Origin of the sequence: Leisingera sp. ANG-M6, assembly GCF_000813905.1 — a bacterium.
GTDB lineage: Bacteria > Pseudomonadota > Alphaproteobacteria > Rhodobacterales > Rhodobacteraceae > Leisingera.
The window spans coordinates 78,003-97,646 of sequence record NZ_JWLG01000022.1; the positions used below are offsets into that span (position 1 = coordinate 78,003).

A 19,644-nucleotide genomic window follows, 5' to 3' on the forward strand; every position below is an offset into this window, starting at 1 on the left:
CCTTCCGGCTAGTGGGCCAGATAGAGTTGCAAAGCGTGGCGCCCCTCCTCATTGGGGCGCCATTTTTGTTCACTCCATTCGCAAAGCCGTCACCGGATCCAGACGCGAGGCGCGCCGGGCCGGGAAGAAGCCGAAGATGACCCCCACAACAGACGCCAGGCCCACCGCTCCGATCAGCGACAGCGGGCTAAGGTACACTGGCCAGCCGGCAATGCTGCTGGCGGCATAGGCCAGTCCGGCACCGGCTGACAGCCCGATAAGGCCGCCCAGTAAACACAGCAGCACCGCCTCCATCAGGAACTGAAACTGGACGTCCCTGGCGCGGGCGCCGACTGCCACCCGCAGGCCGATCTCGCGAGTGCGCTCGGTCACTGAGACCAGCATGATGTTCATAATGCTGATCCCGCCCACCACCAGCGACACGCCTGCGATCCCGGCCAGCAGCCAGCGGATTGTGCGCGAGGCCGCGTGCTGAGCCGCCATCAGCGCAGCCGGGTCTACAACCCGGAAGTCGCTGTCCCGGCCGTCACGGATCCGGTGCCGCTGCCGCAGCAGCCGGGTGATCTCTTGTTCTGCCCCTGCAACTGCCTGTGTCGACGCAGCCTTGGCCAGAATATAGTCAACCGACCCCCGGTGAACCTGATTGGCGCTTCCAAACAGCCGTTTCTGCGCGGTGGAAATCGGGATGAAGACGATGTCATCCTGCTCGCGTCCGCTGCCGGAGGTGCCCTTTTCCGCAAGGATGCCGATCACCTCGAACGGCACCGACAGGATACGGATGGTCTGCCCGACCGGGTCGCTGTCTCCGAACAGCTTGTCCGCGGTTGCCTGACCGAGCAGGGCAACCTTGCCGCTGTTGAGTTGCTCCTGTCCGGAAAACATCCTGCCCTGGCGCAGCGGCCATTCGCGGATGGTGAAGTAACCCGTGGTAGTGCCGTTTACTGTGACCCAGGTGTTCTTGTCCCTGTTGATCACTTGCAGGTCTGCCCGCACGGATGGTGCGGCTGCTACCACTTGGCCGACATGCGTGCCGATGGCAGCGGCATCGGACTCCCGCAGTATTGCCGCCTGATACAGGTCCGCATTGTCATCGCCGCCGCGGTTCAGTTCCGGAACAATCATTAAGACGTTTGCACCAAGTGTCTTGATCTGGCGGCCGATCTCGCGCTGGGCGCCTTCCGCGAACGCGACCATGGCCACAACTGAAGTAACCCCCACGATGATCCCCAGCATGGTCAGGAAACTGCGCATCAGGTTTGCCCGCAGCGCCCGCAGCGCAATCCGGAGGCTTTCCAGCAGCGTCATTGCGGCCGCCTTGGCGGAAGATCTGCGCTGCCATGCCCGGGATGGCGAACAAAACGGGCCACCTTTTGCGCGTCAGCCCTGGATTGCGGTGAGAGCACCAGCTCGTCCGATTTGATCCGCCCATCCTTCATCCGCAGAATTCGGCTTGTGTGGCAGGCGACATCCTCATCATGCGTGATCACTGCAATGGTGCTGCCTGCCTGGTTTAATTCATGAAACAGGCCAAGGATCTGCAAGCCCTTTTCACTGTCCAGCGCCCCGGTCGGTTCATCCGCAAGAATGAGCCGCGGGCTGTTTGCCAATGCCCGGGCAATGGCAATTCTCTGCTGTTCACCGCCTGATAATTGATTGGGAAAATGCGCCCGCCTGTCCTCCAGTCCGACTTTCTGAAGCAAGTCACGCGCCCGTTCCCGGCGTTTGGCAGCCCGTACACCGGCATAGGTCATCGGCAGTTCGACGTTCTCCTGCGCAGTCAGCCGGGGCAAAAGATTGTAGGACTGGAAGACAAAACCGAAGGTTCGATTCCGGAGCCCGGCCCTGGTATCGGCAGCCATGCCTTCCGTGTTCTGCCCGGACACCCGAAAGGCCCCGCTGGTGGGTCTTTCCAAAAGGCCGAGAATGGACATCAGCGTCGATTTGCCAGAGCCGCTGGGACCGGTTATCGCCAAAAACTCCCCTTCACGGATGGTGAAGGAGCAGTTTTTGACAGCTTCTATCCGGGTGTCTCCGTTCTGGTAGCTTCTGCAGATATTCTCAGCCTCTATCAGCATGGTGTCAGCGCCAGTTACGGAGAAACTGCGCAAACCGGTTTCCGGACGCGGTGCTGATTTCACTGCTTATGACCAGATCGCCTTCGTTCAGGTGACTGGAAACCACAGCGGTATGGCTGGCATCCTGATCTCCTGTTCCGGCCTCAACAGCCTCGGGCTCACCTGAAGGGGTCAGGCGCCAAAGAACCTGCCGCCCGGCAGCGCTGTCCGCCAACCCCTCTTGCGACGGGTGGTATGACAGGACACTGGTTGGCACCTTCAGCACCGGCGCGGTTTCGCGAATGGCAATGTCGACCAGAGCGGTCATTCCTGGAAACAGCAGTTCGTCTTTGTTTTCGGTGTTCAGCACGACCGTGTAGGTGACGATGTTTTGCAATACTTTTGCTGATTTCCGGATTTCGCTCACGGTTCCCGAAAACCGCTTGGCGGGATAGGCATCGACCGAAAACTCCGCAGATTGGCCAGTGCGGATGCGCCCGATGTCGGTTTCGTCCACACTGACGTGTACCACCATCCGGCTCAGCTCTTCGGCAATCGTGAACAGCTTTGGGGCTTCAAGTGCCGCAGCAACCGTCTGCCCTTCATCAATGCTGCGGTCGATGACCACGCCGTCAATCGGTGACCGGATGGCCGTGCGCTCCAATTCCACAAGTGCCAGCTGCAGGGCAGCCCGGCGCTGCGGCACGTTGGCCCTTGCGCCGGCAAGCTCAGCCTTGGCTCTGGCATGCTCTGCCCTGGCGGCCTCCACTCGCTGGCCGCCAGCCGCTAGCTGCGCCTCCGCTTCGCGAAGCAGTGCTTCCGCGCGCAAGACAGCGCCCTGCTCATCCTCCACGTCAGCGGCAGAAACAGTGCCGTTTGCACGCAAGGACTCCTTACGGGTCAGACGAGAGCGCGCAACAGACAGATCGGCAGAAGCCTGGTCGATCCGGGCCCGGAAAACCTCCTGCTCCAGCTTGGCGGCTTCGATTTCCACTGCCGCTCGTTCCGAAGTTGCACGTTGCACATCTACAGCTGCCAGTGCAATTTCAACGGCGGCTCTGGCTTCTTCCACACGCGCCTGAAACCCTTCGCGATCGATAATCGCCAGCGGATCCCCTTTGGCGACACGGCTGTTGAACCCGGCTCTGACTTCGGCAATCCGGCCTGAAACCTGCGAACTGATATCAACCTTAACCAACGCATCCAGCGTTCCGGTCGCTGTCACAATTTCAGTCAGAGGGCCGAATTCCACGGGATGTGTCTGATAGCGGATTTCCGTGCGCGCCTCCGGCTGCAGCGAAAAGAAGGCAGTCACGGCCAGCAAGGCCAAAGTTATTGTGAACAACTTCAGCATCATAGTTAACCATGCCCTGTTGCAGCTGAATTTTCAATGTAATCCTGTTTTGTCCTGAATACCGCTTGTTTAGGGTGCTGACTGAAGGGCCATCCGCCTGCTCGCTGGCGCAAAGTTACCGGCAAACGGTCTTGCAAACCTCTTCTGCTGCTGTGTGATGGGCGGTTGCAGCACGCCGGGAATCCTTGCCATGGCGCCGGGCGGCTCCATATTCAGCAATGGCGCGCACGCTTACATGCTGCAGGGCACTGGGTTGAATGTGCCGCGCCGCGTCTTCTTTCGATCCAGCGGCTCGGGTGCTGCACTGATGGTGCCCGAAGGGGGCAATGATGACACCGTTCTCACGCGTGTATTACTTTGGCGACAGCCTGTCTGACGAAGGCAATGCTGTGGACCTTCTTGCGTCGGTCATAGAACCGTTCATCCTGCTGGACTTGATTGCCAGCTTTGGGGGTTTCCCCTCGTCAAGCGACCTGGAGCGTTTGCGAGCCGAGGCAAAAGCCGCCGCCCGGCAGACCATCATAGACAGTTTTTCCGAAGTTGGCCCTGAGGGAGCCGTCACCAACGCGCTGACCCATGCCAGTTACGCCGCCGCCCTCGGCGGGTTTGAGGTTAGGAACTATGCTGTAGCGACGGCAACCGCACTCGGTGACGGTCTACTCGAAGGCTTGATAGATCTCGATGCCCAAGTCGCAGATTTTACTGAGGACGCCTCAGCAGGTGTACCGGTGGAGTCGGCAGCTTTCTTTCTGATTGGAGGGAATGACTTCATCGGCTTTCTAGGAACCGTGCGGGAACAGCAGATAGCGACCCAAGCAGACTTCCTTGCTCTCGCAACGCCGGTCATTGAAGGGCTGATTGCGCAGATCGTCTCAGCCGCCCGCACCGCCAGCGGAGCCGGGGTCGGAACGGTGTTTCTCGCCACCCAGCCTGCGGACGGGTTCTATCCGGAGTTCGATACGCTCTCGCCGGTTCATGCAAGTTTCGCTGACCTCCTGATTGATATTTTCAATAGCAGAATTACGGAGAGCATTGCGGGTCTTGGCACCGAAGGAATCGACGCCAGGGCCGTTGACCTGTTTGCGGTTTCAAAGGCAATTGAGGAGGATCCATCCGGGGTTGGCATTCTCGCAGAACGGACCGACTATTTGATCGACGGGAGCACGTTCGGCAGTGACCAAGTGCTTGCGTGGGACTCCATTCACCCGGCAGAGACTTCGCATCAGATCTGGGGCGCCTACGCCGAATTTGTCATGGGGGGCGGCAAGACAACCCTCTTGGATGATGGCAGCACAGTCTTGCGCAAGGGGGGGGCGGCAAACGCCATTTTTGCGCTGGGCGGAGATGACACCATCAATGGCGGCGGCGGCGCCGACGTTGTGATCGGTGGCAGCGGCAATGACAGGATTTATGGCGCAAAGGGCAAGGATATTCTTCTTGGCGGCAGCGGCAACGATACTGTGAATGGTGGCAGCCAGAACGATATCATCAACGGTGGAGACGGCTCGGATGTTCTCCGCGGCGCAGCTGGGCGGGATGTGATTGTAGACGGGCGCGGCAATGACTTGGTATTCGGCGGGTCTGGCGACGACACATTTGTCTTCACAGAAGACGCGCTCATCGGCGGCGGCGGGCCGTCAAGCGACGTCTTCCGGGGCGGGACGGGAACCGACACGTTGTATCTTGTTCTGGATGAAACCAGCTACACCAGCTTTGAAGCTGGCAACGTGGATGATGTGCTGAGCGAACTCGGAGTTGCCGTGTTCGGGGTCGAGTTCATTCACGCCATTGCCGGCCGCGGCAGCATTTCAACGGCATTTGACAGCTTCGACTGGTTCCGTCCGGCCGATTACTGGGGGGCTGTATCCGCACCGTCCGCCGGGGAGGAATTGCTTGTCTGAGTGCGGGGCAGGCTCGGCCCGCTGTGCAAACAAAAACCTGTGATCCAAGATCCAACTCGTATCTTGTGCACGCCAATACGGGCCAAAGGCTGATCCAGTACTGCTCAATCATCAGCACTTCCAAGCCGTTAGTGCTGGCTCGGCCGCCCGTTTTAGATGCCGTTTGCATCCGGGGGCGCATCTCATTGGCAACTGAAGCCAGAATGTTGCCGCCAGGTGTCTTAGAGGGCGGTTAAACATGTTCCCGAACCAACGTGGACTCAGTGTTCGCAATCGAACTGTGAGTCTCTTTGTAGCCTCTGGCAGTTCTGCGCGGGGCTGTTGTTGGACTCTTGGAACTCCCTAGCCAGTCCCGGCGAAAGCGTTGAGCCATTCAGGGTCCTGCAGTGCCGTGTTGGATTCTGTTGACACAATTGAAGTTATGCAACAGTTTTCCTCTTGGGGATCCTGAAACACACAAAACCCCACAAATTGGACTGTTGTTCAATGATTCAGGCTGAAGGTCAAAAGTGCTTGGAGACTGGCTGGCGATGATCGGTACCAGTAATGACATCCGGACTCTTGACTGAGCCTGATGAGGTTGGAAGCAACAGTTAGGTATATAGGTTCTGGTTATGATGTGATGGGTATTACCAATTTTTATTGATGGTAAAACCTGTCAAACTGCCAGTCACAGGAAAAGGTAAGACCAACAGCCCCGTTAGAGGGCGATAACGAACAAGAACAAGCCAACAGAGGAAGTCCATGAAACAGAAAGCGTCATTTATTACCGCATTTGCCTTCACCATAGCGGCAGCGAGCGCGTCAATTGCCGAAACGGAGCTGACCGTCTACACCGCAGTCGAGGCTGAAGATCTCGCGCGGTACGCAGAAACCTTCAACCAGAGCCATCCGGACATCAAGATCAACTGGGTGCGGGACTCCACCGGGATCATCACGGCCAAACTGCTGGCCGAGCGCGACAATCCCCAGGCGGATGTGGTCTGGGGGCTGGCCGCAACTTCTCTGCTGCTTCTGAAGTCGGAAGGGATGCTGGAAGCCTATGCGCCTACCGGAGTCGATCAGCTGGATTCGAAGTTCGTTGATGGCGACAACCCGCCCAGCTGGGTCGGCATGGACGCCTGGGTGGCGTCTGTCTGCTACAACACGGTTGAGGCTGAGAAACTTGGCCTGACGCCGCCGTCGTCCTGGAAGGATCTGACCGATCCGCAGTATGCCGGCCATGTTATCATGCCGAACCCCAATTCCTCCGGCACCGGCTTTCTGGATGTGTCCAGCTGGCTGCAGATGTTCGGTGAGGAAGAGGGCTGGAAGTTCATGGATGCGCTGCATGAAAACATTGCGCGCTATACCCATTCCGGTTCCAAACCCTGCAAGCTGGCGGCGGCTGGCGAGATCCCGATCGGCATTTCCTTCGCCTTCCGTGGTGCCAAGTCCAAGGCCGCAGGCGCACCGCTGGAGATCATTGTTCCCTCCGAGGGCGTCGGCTGGGACATGGAGGCAACTGCGATTGTGGCAGGCACCGCAAATCTGGAAGCGGCGCAGACACTGGTCGATTTCACGGTCACCAAGGAAGCCAACGAAATGTACAACACCGGCTATGCGGTTGTCGCTTACCCGGGCGTCGCCAAGCCGGTTGAGCATTTCCCGGAAGGGCTGCTGGACGCGATGATCGACAATGATTTCGAGTTCGCGGCCAACAACCGCGCTGCGATCCTCAAGGAATGGCAGGCCCGCTACGACGGCAAGTCGGAAGCGAAATAAGCCTGCAGGGGCGGAGGGTTGGCCTTCCGCCCCTCTGCCTTCCTGAACTTCACTGCCTCATGCCCTGAGCCATGCCGCCCGTTGACAACAGACAGGGTGCCGCGTTGGCATATGCAAGGACCAACGATGTGCTTCAAATGACCCCGCCAAAAGAAACCTACCTGAGCATCCGCGACCTCTGGAAAGCCTTCGGCAGCTTCATCGCGCTGAAAGACATCTCCCTGGACGTGACGGAGGGTGAATTCATCTGCTTCCTCGGTCCCTCCGGCTGCGGCAAGACCACCCTGCTGCGCGCAATTGCGGGTCTGGATCTGCAATCCAAGGGCACTGTGACCCAGGGTAATCAGGATGTCTCCAACCTGCCGCCGTCTGAGCGGGATTTCGGCATCGTGTTCCAGTCCTATGCATTGTTCCCGAACCTTACGATCGAAAAGAACATCGCTTTCGGCTTGGAAAACGCAGGACGCAGCAAGCAGGAAATCAATGCGCGCGTCGCTGAACTGCTGGAACTGGTCGGCCTGCCGGACCAGGGCCGCAAATACCCGGCCCAGCTCTCGGGTGGGCAGCAGCAGCGGATCGCCTTGGCACGCGCCATCGCAACTAATCCAGGCCTGCTGCTGCTGGATGAACCGCTGTCGGCGCTGGATGCCAAAGTGCGCGTCCACCTGCGCCACGAGATCAAGGAACTGCAGCGCAAGCTGGGTGTGACCACCATCATGGTGACCCATGACCAGGAAGAGGCGCTGGCGATGGCCGACCGCATCGTGGTGATGAACCACGGGGTGATTGAGCAGGTCGGCTCTCCAACTGAAATCTACCGGGAGCCGGCCAATCTGTTCGTGGCCGACTTCATCGGCGAGATGAACCAGATCAGTTCCTCGGTTGCCAAAGGGGGGCGTCTGGCGGTGGGGGAAAAGACTTTTGCCTGCCTGCCGCATGAACTTGCCGACGGCACCCCGGTCATTGCCGCCATCCGGCCCGAGGACGTTATACCACATGAGGCCGGGTACCTGGAAAGCAGCGGCAACCGAAACTGTATCGACGTTCAACTGGCGGAAATGGAATTCCTCGGCTCCTTCTGGCGCTGCCGCCTGACCAATGAACGCTTCGGCGGCAAGGAACTGATCGCCGACTTCTCCATCAACGCAGTGCGGCGCCTGGATTTGGAGGCCGGCTGCCAGATGGAAATCGAACTGCCCGACAACCGCCTGATGGCATTTGCGCAAGACGGGCAGGGGGCGTGAGCAGATGACTGATACCACGCAATCCGTCATGCCCGCTGGCCCGGTGATCAAGGGCAAACTCAGCCGCGACGACATCATTATGCGCGGCAGTATGATCATCATCGCGCTTTACCTTGTCGTGTCGCTGGTCTTCCCGCTTTATGCGATGTTGTCGAAATCCTTCTCCACCTACCGGGTGGAGCTGTCGCAGTATGAATTCCAGGTCAGCGATGAGGCCGGGTCGTTTGACGGCACCATCCTGACCGGCGCAGACCTGAACGCCCGCAGCGGCACCTTTGCCGATGCCGATCTGTCCACTGGCGCCGACGGGCGGCTGCCGGTCACCGGTTTCTTCCCCGACTTCAGCTTCCGCAGCCCGGTGATGTACCAGATCCGCAATACCTCTGATACCGGCCGTTTCCTGATCGGTTCCAACCTGCAAACCGGCACTGAGTGGGTCACGCTCGACTCCAACACCTTCCGCCGGGTGCAGCTGCGGCCGGTGAAGGCACAAGGCATAGACAACTTCGTCTCCTACTTCTCGACGCCTGCGCTGTTCAACTCGATCAAGAATTCTCTGTGGATTGCAGTGCTCAGCACGGTTGTCACCGTTTCGCTTGCCTTCTGGTTCGCCTACGCGCTGAACCGCAGCTGCATGAAATACAAGGGTTTGTTCCGCCTCATTGCCATGGCGCCGATCCTGGTACCGTCGCTGCTTCCGGGTATCGCGCTGGTCTACCTTTTCGGCAATCAGGGCATGATCAAGGAACTCTTATTCGGCGCCAGTATTTACGGCCCCATAGGCATTGTGATCGGCTCGGTTTTCTTCACCTTCCCGCATGCCTTCATCATCATCTCGACTGCGCTGGCCATTTCGGACGCCCGCCTTTACGAGGCCGCCGCCAGCCTCCGCTCCACCCCTTGGCGCACCTTCTGGACGGTCACTGTGCCCGGCGCGCGCTATGGCCTGATTTCGGCAGCCTTTGTGGTCTTCAATCTGGTGATCACCGACTTTGGCCTGCCCAAGGTGATCGGCGGCCAGTTCAACGTGCTGGCGGTGGACATTTATAAGCAGGTGATCGGCCAGCAGAACTTTGAAATGGGCGCGGTGGTCTCCGTGGTGCTGGTGATCCCGGCAATCCTTGCCTTTGCCATCGACCGCATGGTGCAGTCCAAGCAGGTGGCGCTGCTGTCGGCGCGCTCGGTGCCTTATGAGCCGCAGCCGAACAAGAAGATGGACCGGATCTTCTTTGCCTATTGCTCGCTCATCGGCCTGTTCATCGCCGGCCTGCTGGCGGTCTGCCAGTTTGCCGCGCTAATCAAGTTCTGGCCCTACGATCTCAGCTTCAGCCTGAACAACTACCAGTTCGATAAGATGGACGGCGGCGGCTGGGGCTCTTATGTGAACTCCATCAAGCTGGCGCTGATGACAGCTGTGGCCGGTACCGCGGTGGTGTTCTTTGGTGCCTATCTGGTGGAGAAATCCAAGGGCTTCCGCACCGGGCGCGCCATCTTCCAGATGTTTGCGATGCTGCCGATGGCCATTCCAGGGATGGTTCTGGGGCTGGCCTACATCTTCTTTTTCAACAACCCGTCCAATCCGCTCAATGCGATCTACGGCACTATGGCGATCCTGGTCGTCTGCACCGTCACCCACTTCTATACGGTGTCGCATCTGACGGCGGTTACCGCTCTCAAGCAGATGGACCGGGAGTTTGAATCCGTTGCCGCCTCGCTCAAGCAGCCCACGATGAAGCTGTTTGCCCGCGTCACGGTGCCGGTCTGCCTGCCTGCGGTGCTGGACATCTCGATCTACCTGTTTGTCAACGCGATGACGACGGTGTCGGCGGTGGTGTTTCTCTACTCACCCAAGACCACGCTGGCCTCGATTGCGGTGCTGAACATGGATGACGCAGGCGACATCGCCCCGGCAGCGGCCATGGGGATGATGATCTTCTACACCAACGCGCTGGCGCGGATCATCCACCTGCTGGCATCACGGGGAATCCTGAGAAAGACCCAGGCCTGGCGCAGCCGCTGACCGCTGTTTTCGCCAGGAAGCCCAATGGGGGCCGGTGCAGCCAGAAGGCGCTGCGCCGACCTTCAGTTAATTCCATGAGTTGTATTTTAGAGATAAAGCGGGAGTTAAATGCAGCCCTAAGGTGCATTGGTATCGTGTTGTTAATAGCTGTTCCCCAATTTGGCCTGGAAACGTTTTTATGAGTGAGGCGAAACTATGGGTGCGAACGAAACGGCAGCAGCGCCAGAGGTTGATCAGGCCAGAGAGGACCTTCAGGGCGTTGTGGACGCCATCAACCGTGTCCAGGCCGTTATCGAATTTGAGTTGGATGGCACGATCCTAACGGCGAACGAAAATTTCTTGGCAGCGGTTGGTTACACGCTGGAGGAGATTCAGGGCAAGCACCATCGCATGTTCTGCGACCCCGCCTATGCGGCATCCGATGAATACCGGGATTTCTGGCTGCAGCTTGCGATGGGCGAATTTTCGTCCGGTGAGTACAAGCGCTTTGGCAAGAATGGTGCCGAGGTATGGATCAATGCCTCATACAACCCGGTCTTCGATGCCGCTGGCAAGCCTAGCAAAGTGGTCAAGTTTGCCACCAATGTCACCGACGAGAAGCTTCGCACGGCTGAGCAGGACGGCAAGATCGCTGCCATCAGCCGGGCTCAGGCGGTCATCGAATTCAAGCTGGATGGCACGATCCTGACCGCCAACGAGAATTTCCTGGCAACCGTGGGCTACTCGCTCGATGAAATCCGCGGTCAGCATCACCGGATGTTCTGTGATCCCGCCTACGTCAGTTCGGCAGAGTACCAGACATTCTGGTCAGATCTCGCGTCCGGCGAGTTTTCGGCTGGAGAATACAAGCGCTTTGGCAAAGGCGGCAAAGAAATCTGGATCAATGCTTCCTACAATCCGATCTTCAACGCCGAAGGCAAGCCGGTCAAAGTGGTGAAATTTGCCACCAATGTCACCGAAGAAAAGCTTCGCACCGCAGAGCAGGACGGCAAGATGGATGCCATCAGCCGGGCGCAGGCCATGATCGAGTTTGAACTGGACGGCACGATCCTGACCGCCAACCAGAACTTCCTGGCAACCGTGGGCTATTCGCTCGACGAAATCCGCGGCCAGCACCACCGGATGTTCTGCGATCCGGAGTACACAAGCTCCCCTGAATACCAGAAGTTCTGGGCGGATCTGGCCTCCGGCGAGTTTTCGGCAGGCGAATACAAACGCTTTGGCAAGGGCGGCAAGGAGGTTTGGATCAACGCCTCCTACAACCCGGTGTTCAATGCCGATGGCAAACCTTTCAAGGTGGTGAAATTCGCCACCAACATCACAGCCGAAAAACAGGTCGCGCAGGAGGTGACCCGGATAGCGACCCGGTTTGCCGAACAGTCCAAGGAAATTTCTGATCAGGCCCACACGGTCGCCGGCGGCGCCCAGACACTGGGCTGCACCACAGAGGAAATCAGCGCCTCCGTTGAGGAATTGAGCGCCTCGATCGACTCGATTGCGCAGAACAGCAGTCACTCCGACGAGATCGCCCAGAAAACCAAGGAAGAAGCCGATCTGGGGGCAAAGGCGATTGAACGGTCGATCGAAGCCATGGATCTGATCAACGCGTCCTCCGAGGAAATCAGCGAAATCGTCAAGACGATCAGCGAAATCGCCGGGCAGACTAACCTGCTGGCCTTCAATGCCGCAATCGAGGCCGCGCGGGCGGGCGAACACGGCCTGGGGTTCTCGGTGGTAGCTGACGAGGTGCGCAAGCTGGCAGAGCGGTCGTCGCAATCCGCCAAGGAAATCAGCAAGTTGATCAATGAAACGGTGAAACGGGTGACCCAGGGCAGCGAGGTCTCTCGGGAGGCCGGTGCCGCCTTCACCAAGATCCTGACCGGAATCTCTGACACCACGGATTCCATCGCCCAGATATCCGTGGCCGCCAATGAGCAGCAGACTGCAGCGCGGGACGTCTCCGAAGCTATCCAAAGCATTGTGGACGCGTCCGAAGAGGCCGTCATCGCCTCGGATTCCATCGCAGCTGCAACAGAGGAGCTGAACGCCGGAGCACAGGAGCTGAAAACAGAAGTCGGCCGGCTCGGCTGCTGATTGAGTGCACCGGCGAAAGGACAGGGCATGAGAAAACCTGACACCGACATCACCATGAGCGATGGAGACTTTGCAAAACTCCGCACCATCGTTCACAGGAGTACCGGAATAACCATCGGCGAGACCCGCAAGACAATGCTGGTCAGCCGCCTGCGGCGGCGGCTGCGCGAAGTCGAAGAACCGAGCTTCGCATCTTATATCTCCCGGCTCGCCGCCGACCCTGCGGAGATGCAGGAACTGACAAACCGGGTGACCACCAACGAGACTTACTTTTACCGCACGCCGCGGGTCTGGGATTATTTCCAGGACGTCTTCCTGCCGGAGTTTCAGGCACGGGGGGAGAACCTCAGGATGCGGGCCTGGTCGGCTGCGGCATCGACGGGGGAGGAGGCTCATACCATCGGCACAATTCTGGAGCAGCAGCGGCTGCAGAAACCGGGCTTCGACTATTCCGTGCTGGGCACCGATGTGTCCTCCCGGGTCTTGGAAGTGGCGCAAACCGGCGTTTACAATGGCCGCGCGATCGCCCGCTTCCGCCGCGACCAGCCTGCACTGTTTGCCAGCCACATGAAGGGCAGCGATGCAGAAGGCTACAAGGCTGTGCCGCAGATCCGGGCCCGCCTGAAGTTCAAGCTGCATAACCTGCTGGAAAGGCTTGGCAGCACCAGTCCGTTTGACGTGGTGTTCCTGCGCAACGTGCTGATCTATTTCACTGGCGAAGACCAGGAGAAGATCCTTCAGAATGTGCGGGACTTGATCAAGCCGGATGGCGTCCTGTTCATTGGAGAAAGCGAGACGCTGAACAATCTCCGTACCGGCTTTGAACAAGTGGCGCCGATCATCTACCGGCCCGCCGCCAGGGTAGGCAGCCCATGTGCATGAATGACATCCAGAAAATCCACGTGCAGATCGGCCAGGTGAAAACCGGCCGGGCCGGGCAGTCGCTGAATGCGATCCTCGGCTCCTGCATCGGTCTGGGGCTGCTGTACCCGGCCAAGGGGATCTATGGGCTGGCGCATTGCCTGCTTGCCAAGTCACCGGACAGCTCTGATGCAATATGCGGCAGGCATGTGGACCAGGCTGTCAATTCGCTGCAGTCCCTGATGGAGGTGTCGGGCAAGGAGCTGCGCAAACTCCAGGCGATTGTCGTTGGCGGTGCCAACATGACGATGCCGGCAGATACGGATCCTGCGCGTCTTGTCGGCAGCATCAACGCCCGCTCCGCCTACCGGTCGCTGCGGGACGCCGGCGTCCGCAACATTCACGAGGATGTCGGCGGCATGCAGGGGCGGCAGGTGACCATCGATTGCAGCAGCGGCGAATTCACAGTCAAAGCGATTCCGCGCCTGGGGGGACAATCATGAAACCGGAGACTTCAAACCCGCTGATCCTTGGCGCGCAATCTTCGGCTAGCGATCTGGCAGGCTGCCCAGCGGTTGGAGTTGGGGACAGCAGTGTTCCTCAGAAGGAACTGGCCCAGCCGCACAATGTGCGGGCAAAACGGGGGAAGCCGGACAAATACGGTTCATTCCTGATCGACGACAGCGAGTTTGCAATCTCCGTCTCGGCGCTCCAGGAGATCGTGAATGAACCGGATGAGATTTCACCTGTGCCGCTTGCGCCGTCCTACATGCTGGGGCTTTTCAACCTCAGGGGCATGATTGTTCCGGTGATTGATTTGCGCAGCCTGCTTGAGTTTCCGGCTATTGAGCGCGCGCAATCGCGCAAGGTTGCAATTGTCGAACATGGCGAACACTGCATTGGCCTTCTTTTCGACAGAACGGGTGAAGTCCTGAACGGAAAAGGCGTGGCGCGGGTCGATTTCCGCCCCAATGGCGACGGCATCAAGGATGTTGTTATCGACGGGGTTTTGAAATTCAATGACGGCGAAAGGCTGGTTCAGGTCCTAGACCCGCACGAACTGCTGAACCTGGAAAAACTGCCGCGGGCTGACAACGGCCCCGGACAGGAAACGGTCAAACTCAGCAGAGGCAAAAAGCTCGCCTGCGTTTCATTTCAAACCGGCCACACGACCTGCGCCATCGACCTGCGGTTTGTAAAGGAGGTCAGAACCGTTCCCAAGCTGGAACAGTCGCTGCTGGTGGGTGGCAATGTGATCGGCACTGCAAATCTGCGCGGCGTTATCCTGCCCGTCATAGATTTCCGCGGATTCATGGGAGATAGTGCAAAATTTGTGCTTGGGGCCACGATCCCCAAGGAGCGCAGAATGCTGATCATCGACACCGCAGAAGGGCCGGTCGGGCTCATGGTCTTTTCCATCGACAGCATCCTGCCCTATTTCGAGGATGAAGTGCTGCTCTTTGCCAAGCTGGCCCTGCCGCGCGGTGATCTTGTGAACGGGTGTCTGCTGGATAAGAACAACCAGATTGTCATGATGCTTGATCCGGCAAAGCTATTGCAGGAGCCAAGTTTTGTGGCTGCGGCCAAAGCCTGCCAGGAGATTTTTCCACCCGAGAAAACGGAAGAAGAGGCCGCTGAACTGGAGGCCCGCGCGGCAAGGCGCACATTTATCAAGTTCACTTTCGAAAAACGGTTCGCGCTCGACACCTCCGAAGTCAGCGAGGTGATCAACCGCCCAATTGACCTGCTCGAACCGCCGTTTTCACTGAGCTTCGTCGAAGGCATCCTGAATTTGCGGGGAGAGCTTATCACCCTGTTCAATCCACGTGTGCTGTATGGGCTGCCGCCCGGGTCCGGCCGCGATCAGAAAGTGCTGATTTTCAAGCATGACGCGCAGAAGTTTGGAATACTCGTGGACACCGTCGATGAAATAATCATCACGACGGAGAACCGCGTGGCTGAACTGAAGCCCTTGGACCAGCAGAATACCTCCAAGAGCATCGCTGAGGATGTATCCGGGTGCCTGCAGCACAAAACACCAGACGGCAGGTTCGAGTCGATTTTGATCCTGGATACGAACGCACTGGTAGACCGGTGCTTCAAGGCGGCCTAGAGCACTCAGCGCTTTCGGTTTCCGCAATTAACTGCCGCGGGTCCTGGGTCGATGCCTGCACGGAGCGTGGAGTTGCATGACTAGACCCGAAGAATTCTGCTGACCGACGAAGTTTTTCTTGCCGCAAGAGAAGTGATGCGCTACCCGCGCTTTACCGGTCCCGTAAGGGCTAAGAGGGAATCCGCGGTGCCGCCTGGCGCCAAACGGAACTGCCCCCGCAACTGTAGGCGGCGAGTGCTGTCCCATCGTGTCACTGGGCCTGAAGGGTCCGGGAAGACGGGACAGACAGTGACCCGCCAGTCAGGAGACCTGCCGGTGAAAACCGAAACACACCGGACGGGGTTGTCCGGGGAGGTTGCCGGCTAGATGCGCCGCCCGTTCCTGGCGCCGCAAGAAGGGGAAACCCTCCGCCTTGCCGGTCAATGCCCTTCACCCGTTCTCCGGTCATTGACACATGGAGATCGAAGATCATGTTTCTGCGTTCCGGCCTCATGGGCCTTTCATTCGTTGCGGCAGCTCAGGCCGCAGCAGCCAGCGAAAACTTTCCGCTGACTATTCAAAACTGCGGTGAAACCGTCACTTTCGAGGCACCGGTTGCGTCCTCCGTGACCGTTGGCCAAGCCGCAACAGAGGTACTTTATGCGCTGGGTCTGGGTGGCAAGGTGCTGGGCACCTCGGTCTGGTTCAACGATGTTCTGCCCGAGTACGCCGCACTGAACGACAAGGTTGAGCGCCTGGCCGACAATGACCCAAGCTTTGAAAGCGTTGTGGCCAAGCGCCCGGGCCTGGTGGCTGCCCAGTATGAGTGGCATATCGGTCCCGAAGGCATCGTCGCCAAGCGCGAGCAGTTTCATGATCTTGGTATCCCGACCTATGTGATGCCCGCGGACTGCGTCGGCAAGGACAACACCACCGGCGGCGACGGCACCCGGACCGAGATGTTCACCACCGACAGCCTCTATCAGGGCATTGAGGAATTGGCGGCGATCTTCGGCGAGGCAGAAAAAGGCGCTGAGCTGGTCGCCGACTACAAGGCTCGTGAGGCCGCGGCTGTGGCCAAGGCGCAAGAGGTTGCGCTGGACGACGCCTCCGCTGTGTTCTGGTTCTCCTCGCCCGAGATGGAAAGCGACCCGTTCGTGGCCGGCCAGAAGGGCGCACCGGGCTACATGATGCAGCAGCTGGGCCTGAAAAACGTCATTGAGACCGACGAGGAATGGCCGACCGTCGGTTGGGAGACCATCGCGAAAGCCAACCCGACGGTGATCGTGATTGCCCGTATGGACCGCCGCCGCTTTGCCGCTGATGACTACGAGAAGAAGCTTGAGTTCCTGCGCAATGACCCGGTCGCCAGCCAGATGGATGCGGTTAAAAACAACCGCATCGTGGTGATGGACGCCCAGGCGATGGACGCCACCATCCGCGCCATCCCGGCGCTGGAAGACTTGGCGGAAGAACTCAGCGCGATCGGCAACGGCGCATGAGTGCAGCCGCCGTACTGGCCTGGCAGGGCTTCCGGGGCGCTTGCCTTGCCCTGCCGGTGCTGGCCGCGGCGGTTCTGGCAGGCGCAATGATCGGGGAAACCTCGCTTGCGCCTGACCTTGTCTTGTCCGTTTTGGCCAACAAGCTGGCCGGGGCGGGCCTACCGGTGGACCCGGTGGATCAGGGCATCATCTGGAGCTACCGGCTGCCGCGGGCGCTGGTGGCTGCAGCCTGCGGGGCGGCGCTGGCGGTTGCGGGTGTAGTGCTGCAGGCCTTGCTGCGCAACGCGCTGGCGGACCCTTACATTCTGGGCATATCGGCCGGTGCCTCGACCGGGGCGGTGGCGGTCACCATTGCAGGACTTGGCGGCGGCGCCCTGTCACTGTCCTTTGGTGCCTTTAACGGCGCACTGCTGGCGTTTGGCTTTGTCGCCATTCTGGCGCGGGCCGCCGGGGCAGGGGGCAACCGCGCCGCAGCTGCGCAGATCGTGCTGGCGGGCATTGCCGGCTCGCAGCTATTCAATGCGCTGACCGCTTTCATTATCGCCAAGTCCGCCAATGCGGATCAGGCCCGCGGCATCATGTTCTGGCTGATGGGCAACCTCAGCGGCGTGCGCTGGCCGGATGTGTGGCTGGCGGTGCCGCTGGCGCTGGCGGGCTGGATGATCTGCCGCTTTCATGCCCGTGCTCTGGACGCCTTCACCTTTGGCAGCGATTCCGCCGCTTCGCTTGGCATCCCGGTCCGGCGGGTGCAGGTGGTTCTGATCTTCGCCACCGCGCTGATGACCGCGGTGATGGTGTCGATCGTCGGCTCCATCGGCTTTGTCGGCCTGGTGATCCCGCATGCGGCACGGTTCCTGGTAGGCCCCGGCCACCGCAGGCTGATGCCAGCAGCGGCGCTGACTGGCGCCGTGTTCCTGATCGCCGCCGATATCGTCTCCCGCATCATCATCCCCGGCCAGGTGCTTCCCATCGGGGTGGTCACCGCCCTGATCGGGGCGCCGTCCTTTGCGGTGATTCTGGTGCGCGGGCAAAGGACTGCGAGATGAGGATCGAAGCCCGCAACCTGTCTTTCTCAGTGCGCGGCAAAACTCTGCTGCAGGACGTCTCGCTGGCGGTGCAGCCGGGTGAGACGCTGGCGCTGGTGGGCCCGAACGGCTCCGGCAAATCAACCCTGATGCGGCTGCTGTCGGGCCTGGCCAAACCCTCGCATGGCGAAGTGCTGCTGGAGGACCAACCGCTGGCCCGGCTGACCCGCCGGGAGATCGCCCAGCGGATCGCCATTGTCGAACAGCAGGCCGACACGGCTGAGCGCATCACCGCACAGTCCGTCGTCGAGCTGGGCCGCACCCCCTGGCTGTCGGCGCTGAAACCCTGGAGCAGCGACGACACCCAGCTGGTGGACAAGGCGCTGCATACGGTGGAAATGGAGGGCTTCGCGCGCCGCGAATGGGCCACTTTGTCCGGCGGCGAACGGCAACGGCTGCACATTGCCCGCGCCCTTGCGCAACGGCCGGGGCTTCTGCTGCTGGATGAGCCGACAAACCATCTGGACATCCACCACCAGCTGTCCATCCTGAACTGCATCCGGAACCTGCAGGTGACAACCGTGGTGGCCCTGCATGACCTGAACCAGGCCCTGACTTGCGACCGTGTGGCGGTGCTGTCACACGGGCGCCTGGTGGCCTGCGGCGCACCCAGCCAGGCATTGGCTCCGGAAACCGTATCTGAGATTTTCGGCATCCAAGCACGCTGGGTCCAGGATGCCGAAGGCGCGGGTCCCTTTCTGTCCTTCCAATTGACCTGAGACATCAGGGGGACTGGCGCCCAGCCATGCCGGATGTTTCAGCTTAGCTCGCCGGAAAGGTCGCAGGACTGAATGAAGGCGCAGCACTCCTCTGTCAGTGCGGAAAAGCGGGACCGTTCGCGCTGGTACAGGTAAACCTCCCGCTTGTCGGGAAGGTCGGCAATCGGGCGGAAGGCAGTGGCCTCCGGCATGAACCGGGCAACTGTCTGTGGCAGAACCGTGACCCATTTTCCGGTCCGGACCATGGTGATCAGCGAATGGGTGTTGTGGATCGTCACGTCGGCATTACTGCTGGCCTCAACGAAGCGCTCGTTACGGATCAGGCTGCATAGGGCGTTGCGGACAAAGGATGCACCGATCACATCAGCAATGGTAGGGGCAGCCTCCTGCTGGTACAGCGGATGATCGGTGGAACAGACCAAGCCAAAGCGGTCCTCGAACAGAGGCACGGCCCTGACGCCATTCAGCGGATGATAGCCGGAGGCGATGCCGATATCGGCCTTTCCCTCCGCCAGTGCATCCAGCACCTCCTGGGTGTCGGTGTCGCGCAGTTCCACCTTGAGGCCCGGATGCCGTGCCGTCATGTGCTCCAGCACTGCCGGGAAAACCAGTGCCGCAACCGATGGAACCGACACGATCTGCAACAGGCCGTGGGCTGCTTCTGCCGCCAATTCGATGCTTTGCACGGTTTGGTCGAAACGCCGGACCTGCTGCTGGGCCAGTTCAAAAACCTGCGCGCCCAAAGGCGATAGCTGGTTTTTGCGCTCGCCCTCGAACAGCCGTTTGCCCAGATGCTCCTCCATCTGCTTCAGCGTCATTGAAACGGCGGATTGGGTCCGGCCCAGCCGGTTGGCGGCCTCGGACAAGTTGCCGGTCTGGGCCACAGTGCAGAAGGCGCGCAGCATTTCGATTTTCAATGCCATGCTTCAAAAATCCTGAAGTTCTTTACAGTTT

General features: G+C 59.8%; 15 protein-coding genes and 1 riboswitch. Of the genes, 11 read left to right on the top strand and 4 right to left on the bottom strand.

Translation table 11 applies throughout. From position 1 onward, the window contains the following. Nucleotides 1-69 precede the first annotated feature (69 nt). From RA24_RS19130 to RA24_RS19140, 3 genes are read right to left on the bottom strand one after another with little or no spacing between them, the layout of a single operon-like run. Nucleotides 70-1,305 (bottom strand): ABC transporter permease, encoded by a 1,236-nt coding sequence (locus tag RA24_RS19130; protein ID WP_039193577.1) that lies wholly within the window; start codon nucleotides 1,303-1,305, stop codon nucleotides 70-72. Continuing rightward, nucleotides 1,302-2,075 carry an ABC transporter ATP-binding protein gene (locus RA24_RS19135; protein ID WP_237754642.1) on the bottom strand — a complete coding sequence of 258 codons (774 nt, stop codon included), beginning with the start codon at nucleotides 2,073-2,075 and terminating at the stop codon, nucleotides 1,302-1,304. The genes RA24_RS19130 and RA24_RS19135 overlap by 4 nt, the downstream gene beginning before the upstream one ends. 4 nt (nucleotides 2,076-2,079) lie before the next feature. After that, nucleotides 2,080-3,384, bottom strand: a complete 1,305-nt coding sequence (locus RA24_RS19140; protein ID WP_193747152.1) for an efflux RND transporter periplasmic adaptor subunit — start codon at nucleotides 3,382-3,384, stop codon at nucleotides 2,080-2,082. A gap of 353 nt (nucleotides 3,385-3,737) precedes the next feature. Between RA24_RS19140 and RA24_RS19145 the strand changes: the two genes are divergently transcribed. The 11 genes from RA24_RS19145 to RA24_RS19195 all read left to right on the top strand — a co-directional run bounded on the left by RA24_RS19145 (nucleotide 3,738) and on the right by RA24_RS19195 (nucleotide 18,690). Further along, nucleotides 3,738-5,309 (top strand): SGNH/GDSL hydrolase family protein, encoded by a 1,572-nt coding sequence (locus RA24_RS19145; protein WP_039193687.1) that lies wholly within the window; start codon nucleotides 3,738-3,740, stop codon nucleotides 5,307-5,309. A 744-nt stretch (nucleotides 5,310-6,053) separates the two neighbouring features. Next, on the top strand, nucleotides 6,054-7,073 hold the full coding sequence (locus RA24_RS19150) for a putative 2-aminoethylphosphonate ABC transporter substrate-binding protein (RefSeq protein ID WP_019297883.1): 1,020 nt from the start codon (nucleotides 6,054-6,056) through the stop codon (nucleotides 7,071-7,073). A gap of 137 nt (nucleotides 7,074-7,210) precedes the next feature. Further along, nucleotides 7,211-8,317, top strand: coding sequence for a putative 2-aminoethylphosphonate ABC transporter ATP-binding protein (locus RA24_RS19155; protein ID WP_039193579.1), 1,107 nt, complete (start codon nucleotides 7,211-7,213; stop codon nucleotides 8,315-8,317). A gap of 4 nt (nucleotides 8,318-8,321) precedes the next feature. Continuing rightward, nucleotides 8,322-10,337 (top strand): putative 2-aminoethylphosphonate ABC transporter permease subunit, encoded by a 2,016-nt coding sequence (locus RA24_RS19160; RefSeq protein WP_039193582.1) that lies wholly within the window; start codon nucleotides 8,322-8,324, stop codon nucleotides 10,335-10,337. Between the two features lie 195 nt (nucleotides 10,338-10,532). Then, nucleotides 10,533-12,431 carry a methyl-accepting chemotaxis protein gene (locus tag RA24_RS19165; RefSeq protein ID WP_039193583.1) on the top strand — a complete coding sequence of 633 codons (1,899 nt, stop codon included), beginning with the start codon at nucleotides 10,533-10,535 and terminating at the stop codon, nucleotides 12,429-12,431. Between the two features lie 27 nt (nucleotides 12,432-12,458). Continuing rightward, nucleotides 12,459-13,313, top strand: coding sequence for a CheR family methyltransferase (locus tag RA24_RS19170; protein ID WP_052269636.1), 855 nt, complete (start codon nucleotides 12,459-12,461; stop codon nucleotides 13,311-13,313). Beyond that, nucleotides 13,304-13,795, top strand: coding sequence for a chemotaxis protein CheD (locus RA24_RS19175; RefSeq protein WP_039193585.1), 492 nt, complete (start codon nucleotides 13,304-13,306; stop codon nucleotides 13,793-13,795). Before RA24_RS19170 ends, RA24_RS19175 begins: the two co-directional genes overlap by 10 nt. After that, nucleotides 13,792-15,405, top strand: coding sequence for a chemotaxis protein CheW (locus RA24_RS19180; protein WP_039193588.1), 1,614 nt, complete (start codon nucleotides 13,792-13,794; stop codon nucleotides 15,403-15,405). Before RA24_RS19175 ends, RA24_RS19180 begins: the two co-directional genes overlap by 4 nt. Before the next feature lie 138 nt (nucleotides 15,406-15,543). After that, a riboswitch (cobalamin riboswitch) is annotated at nucleotides 15,544-15,736 on the top strand. Nucleotides 15,737-15,875: 139 nt separating this feature from the next. Further along, a complete protein-coding gene (locus RA24_RS19185) occupies nucleotides 15,876-16,886 on the top strand; it encodes an ABC transporter substrate-binding protein (protein ID WP_019297876.1) in 1,011 nt (336 codons plus the stop codon). Continuing rightward, nucleotides 16,883-17,932 carry a FecCD family ABC transporter permease gene (locus RA24_RS19190; protein ID WP_039193591.1) on the top strand — a complete coding sequence of 350 codons (1,050 nt, stop codon included), beginning with the start codon at nucleotides 16,883-16,885 and terminating at the stop codon, nucleotides 17,930-17,932. The genes RA24_RS19185 and RA24_RS19190 overlap by 4 nt, the downstream gene beginning before the upstream one ends. Then, nucleotides 17,929-18,690, top strand: coding sequence for an ABC transporter ATP-binding protein (locus tag RA24_RS19195; RefSeq protein WP_039150532.1), 762 nt, complete (start codon nucleotides 17,929-17,931; stop codon nucleotides 18,688-18,690). The genes RA24_RS19190 and RA24_RS19195 overlap by 4 nt, the downstream gene beginning before the upstream one ends. A 38-nt stretch (nucleotides 18,691-18,728) precedes the next feature. Here the strand turns inward: RA24_RS19195 and RA24_RS19200 are convergent, their stop codons facing one another. After that, entirely contained in the window at nucleotides 18,729-19,613 is an 885-nt protein-coding gene (locus RA24_RS19200) for a LysR family transcriptional regulator (protein WP_019297873.1), read from the bottom strand. Nucleotides 19,614-19,644 lie beyond the last annotated feature (31 nt).

Excerpts from the sequence above, each read along its gene's own strand:
- RA24_RS19130 (WP_039193577.1), bottom strand. The coding sequence starts at position 1,305 with ATGACGCTGCTGGAAAGCCTCCGGATTGCGCTGCGGGCGCTGCGGGCA.
- RA24_RS19135 (WP_237754642.1), bottom strand. The coding sequence starts at position 2,075 with ATGCTGATAGAGGCTGAGAATATCTGCAGAAGCTACCAGAACGGAGAC.
- RA24_RS19145 (WP_039193687.1), top strand. The coding sequence starts at position 3,738 with ATGACACCGTTCTCACGCGTGTATTACTTTGGCGACAGCCTGTCTGAC.
- RA24_RS19150 (WP_019297883.1), top strand. The coding sequence starts at position 6,054 with ATGAAACAGAAAGCGTCATTTATTACCGCATTTGCCTTCACCATAGCG.
- RA24_RS19155 (WP_039193579.1), top strand. The coding sequence starts at position 7,211 with ATGACCCCGCCAAAAGAAACCTACCTGAGCATCCGCGACCTCTGGAAA.
- RA24_RS19160 (WP_039193582.1), top strand. The coding sequence starts at position 8,322 with ATGACTGATACCACGCAATCCGTCATGCCCGCTGGCCCGGTGATCAAG.
- RA24_RS19165 (WP_039193583.1), top strand. The coding sequence starts at position 10,533 with ATGGGTGCGAACGAAACGGCAGCAGCGCCAGAGGTTGATCAGGCCAGA.
- RA24_RS19170 (WP_052269636.1), top strand. The coding sequence starts at position 12,459 with ATGAGAAAACCTGACACCGACATCACCATGAGCGATGGAGACTTTGCA.
- RA24_RS19175 (WP_039193585.1), top strand. The coding sequence starts at position 13,304 with ATGTGCATGAATGACATCCAGAAAATCCACGTGCAGATCGGCCAGGTG.
- RA24_RS19180 (WP_039193588.1), top strand. The coding sequence starts at position 13,792 with ATGAAACCGGAGACTTCAAACCCGCTGATCCTTGGCGCGCAATCTTCG.
- RA24_RS19185 (WP_019297876.1), top strand. The coding sequence starts at position 15,876 with ATGTTTCTGCGTTCCGGCCTCATGGGCCTTTCATTCGTTGCGGCAGCT.
- RA24_RS19190 (WP_039193591.1), top strand. The coding sequence starts at position 16,883 with ATGAGTGCAGCCGCCGTACTGGCCTGGCAGGGCTTCCGGGGCGCTTGC.
- RA24_RS19195 (WP_039150532.1), top strand. The coding sequence starts at position 17,929 with ATGAGGATCGAAGCCCGCAACCTGTCTTTCTCAGTGCGCGGCAAAACT.
- RA24_RS19200 (WP_019297873.1), bottom strand. The coding sequence starts at position 19,613 with ATGGCATTGAAAATCGAAATGCTGCGCGCCTTCTGCACTGTGGCCCAG.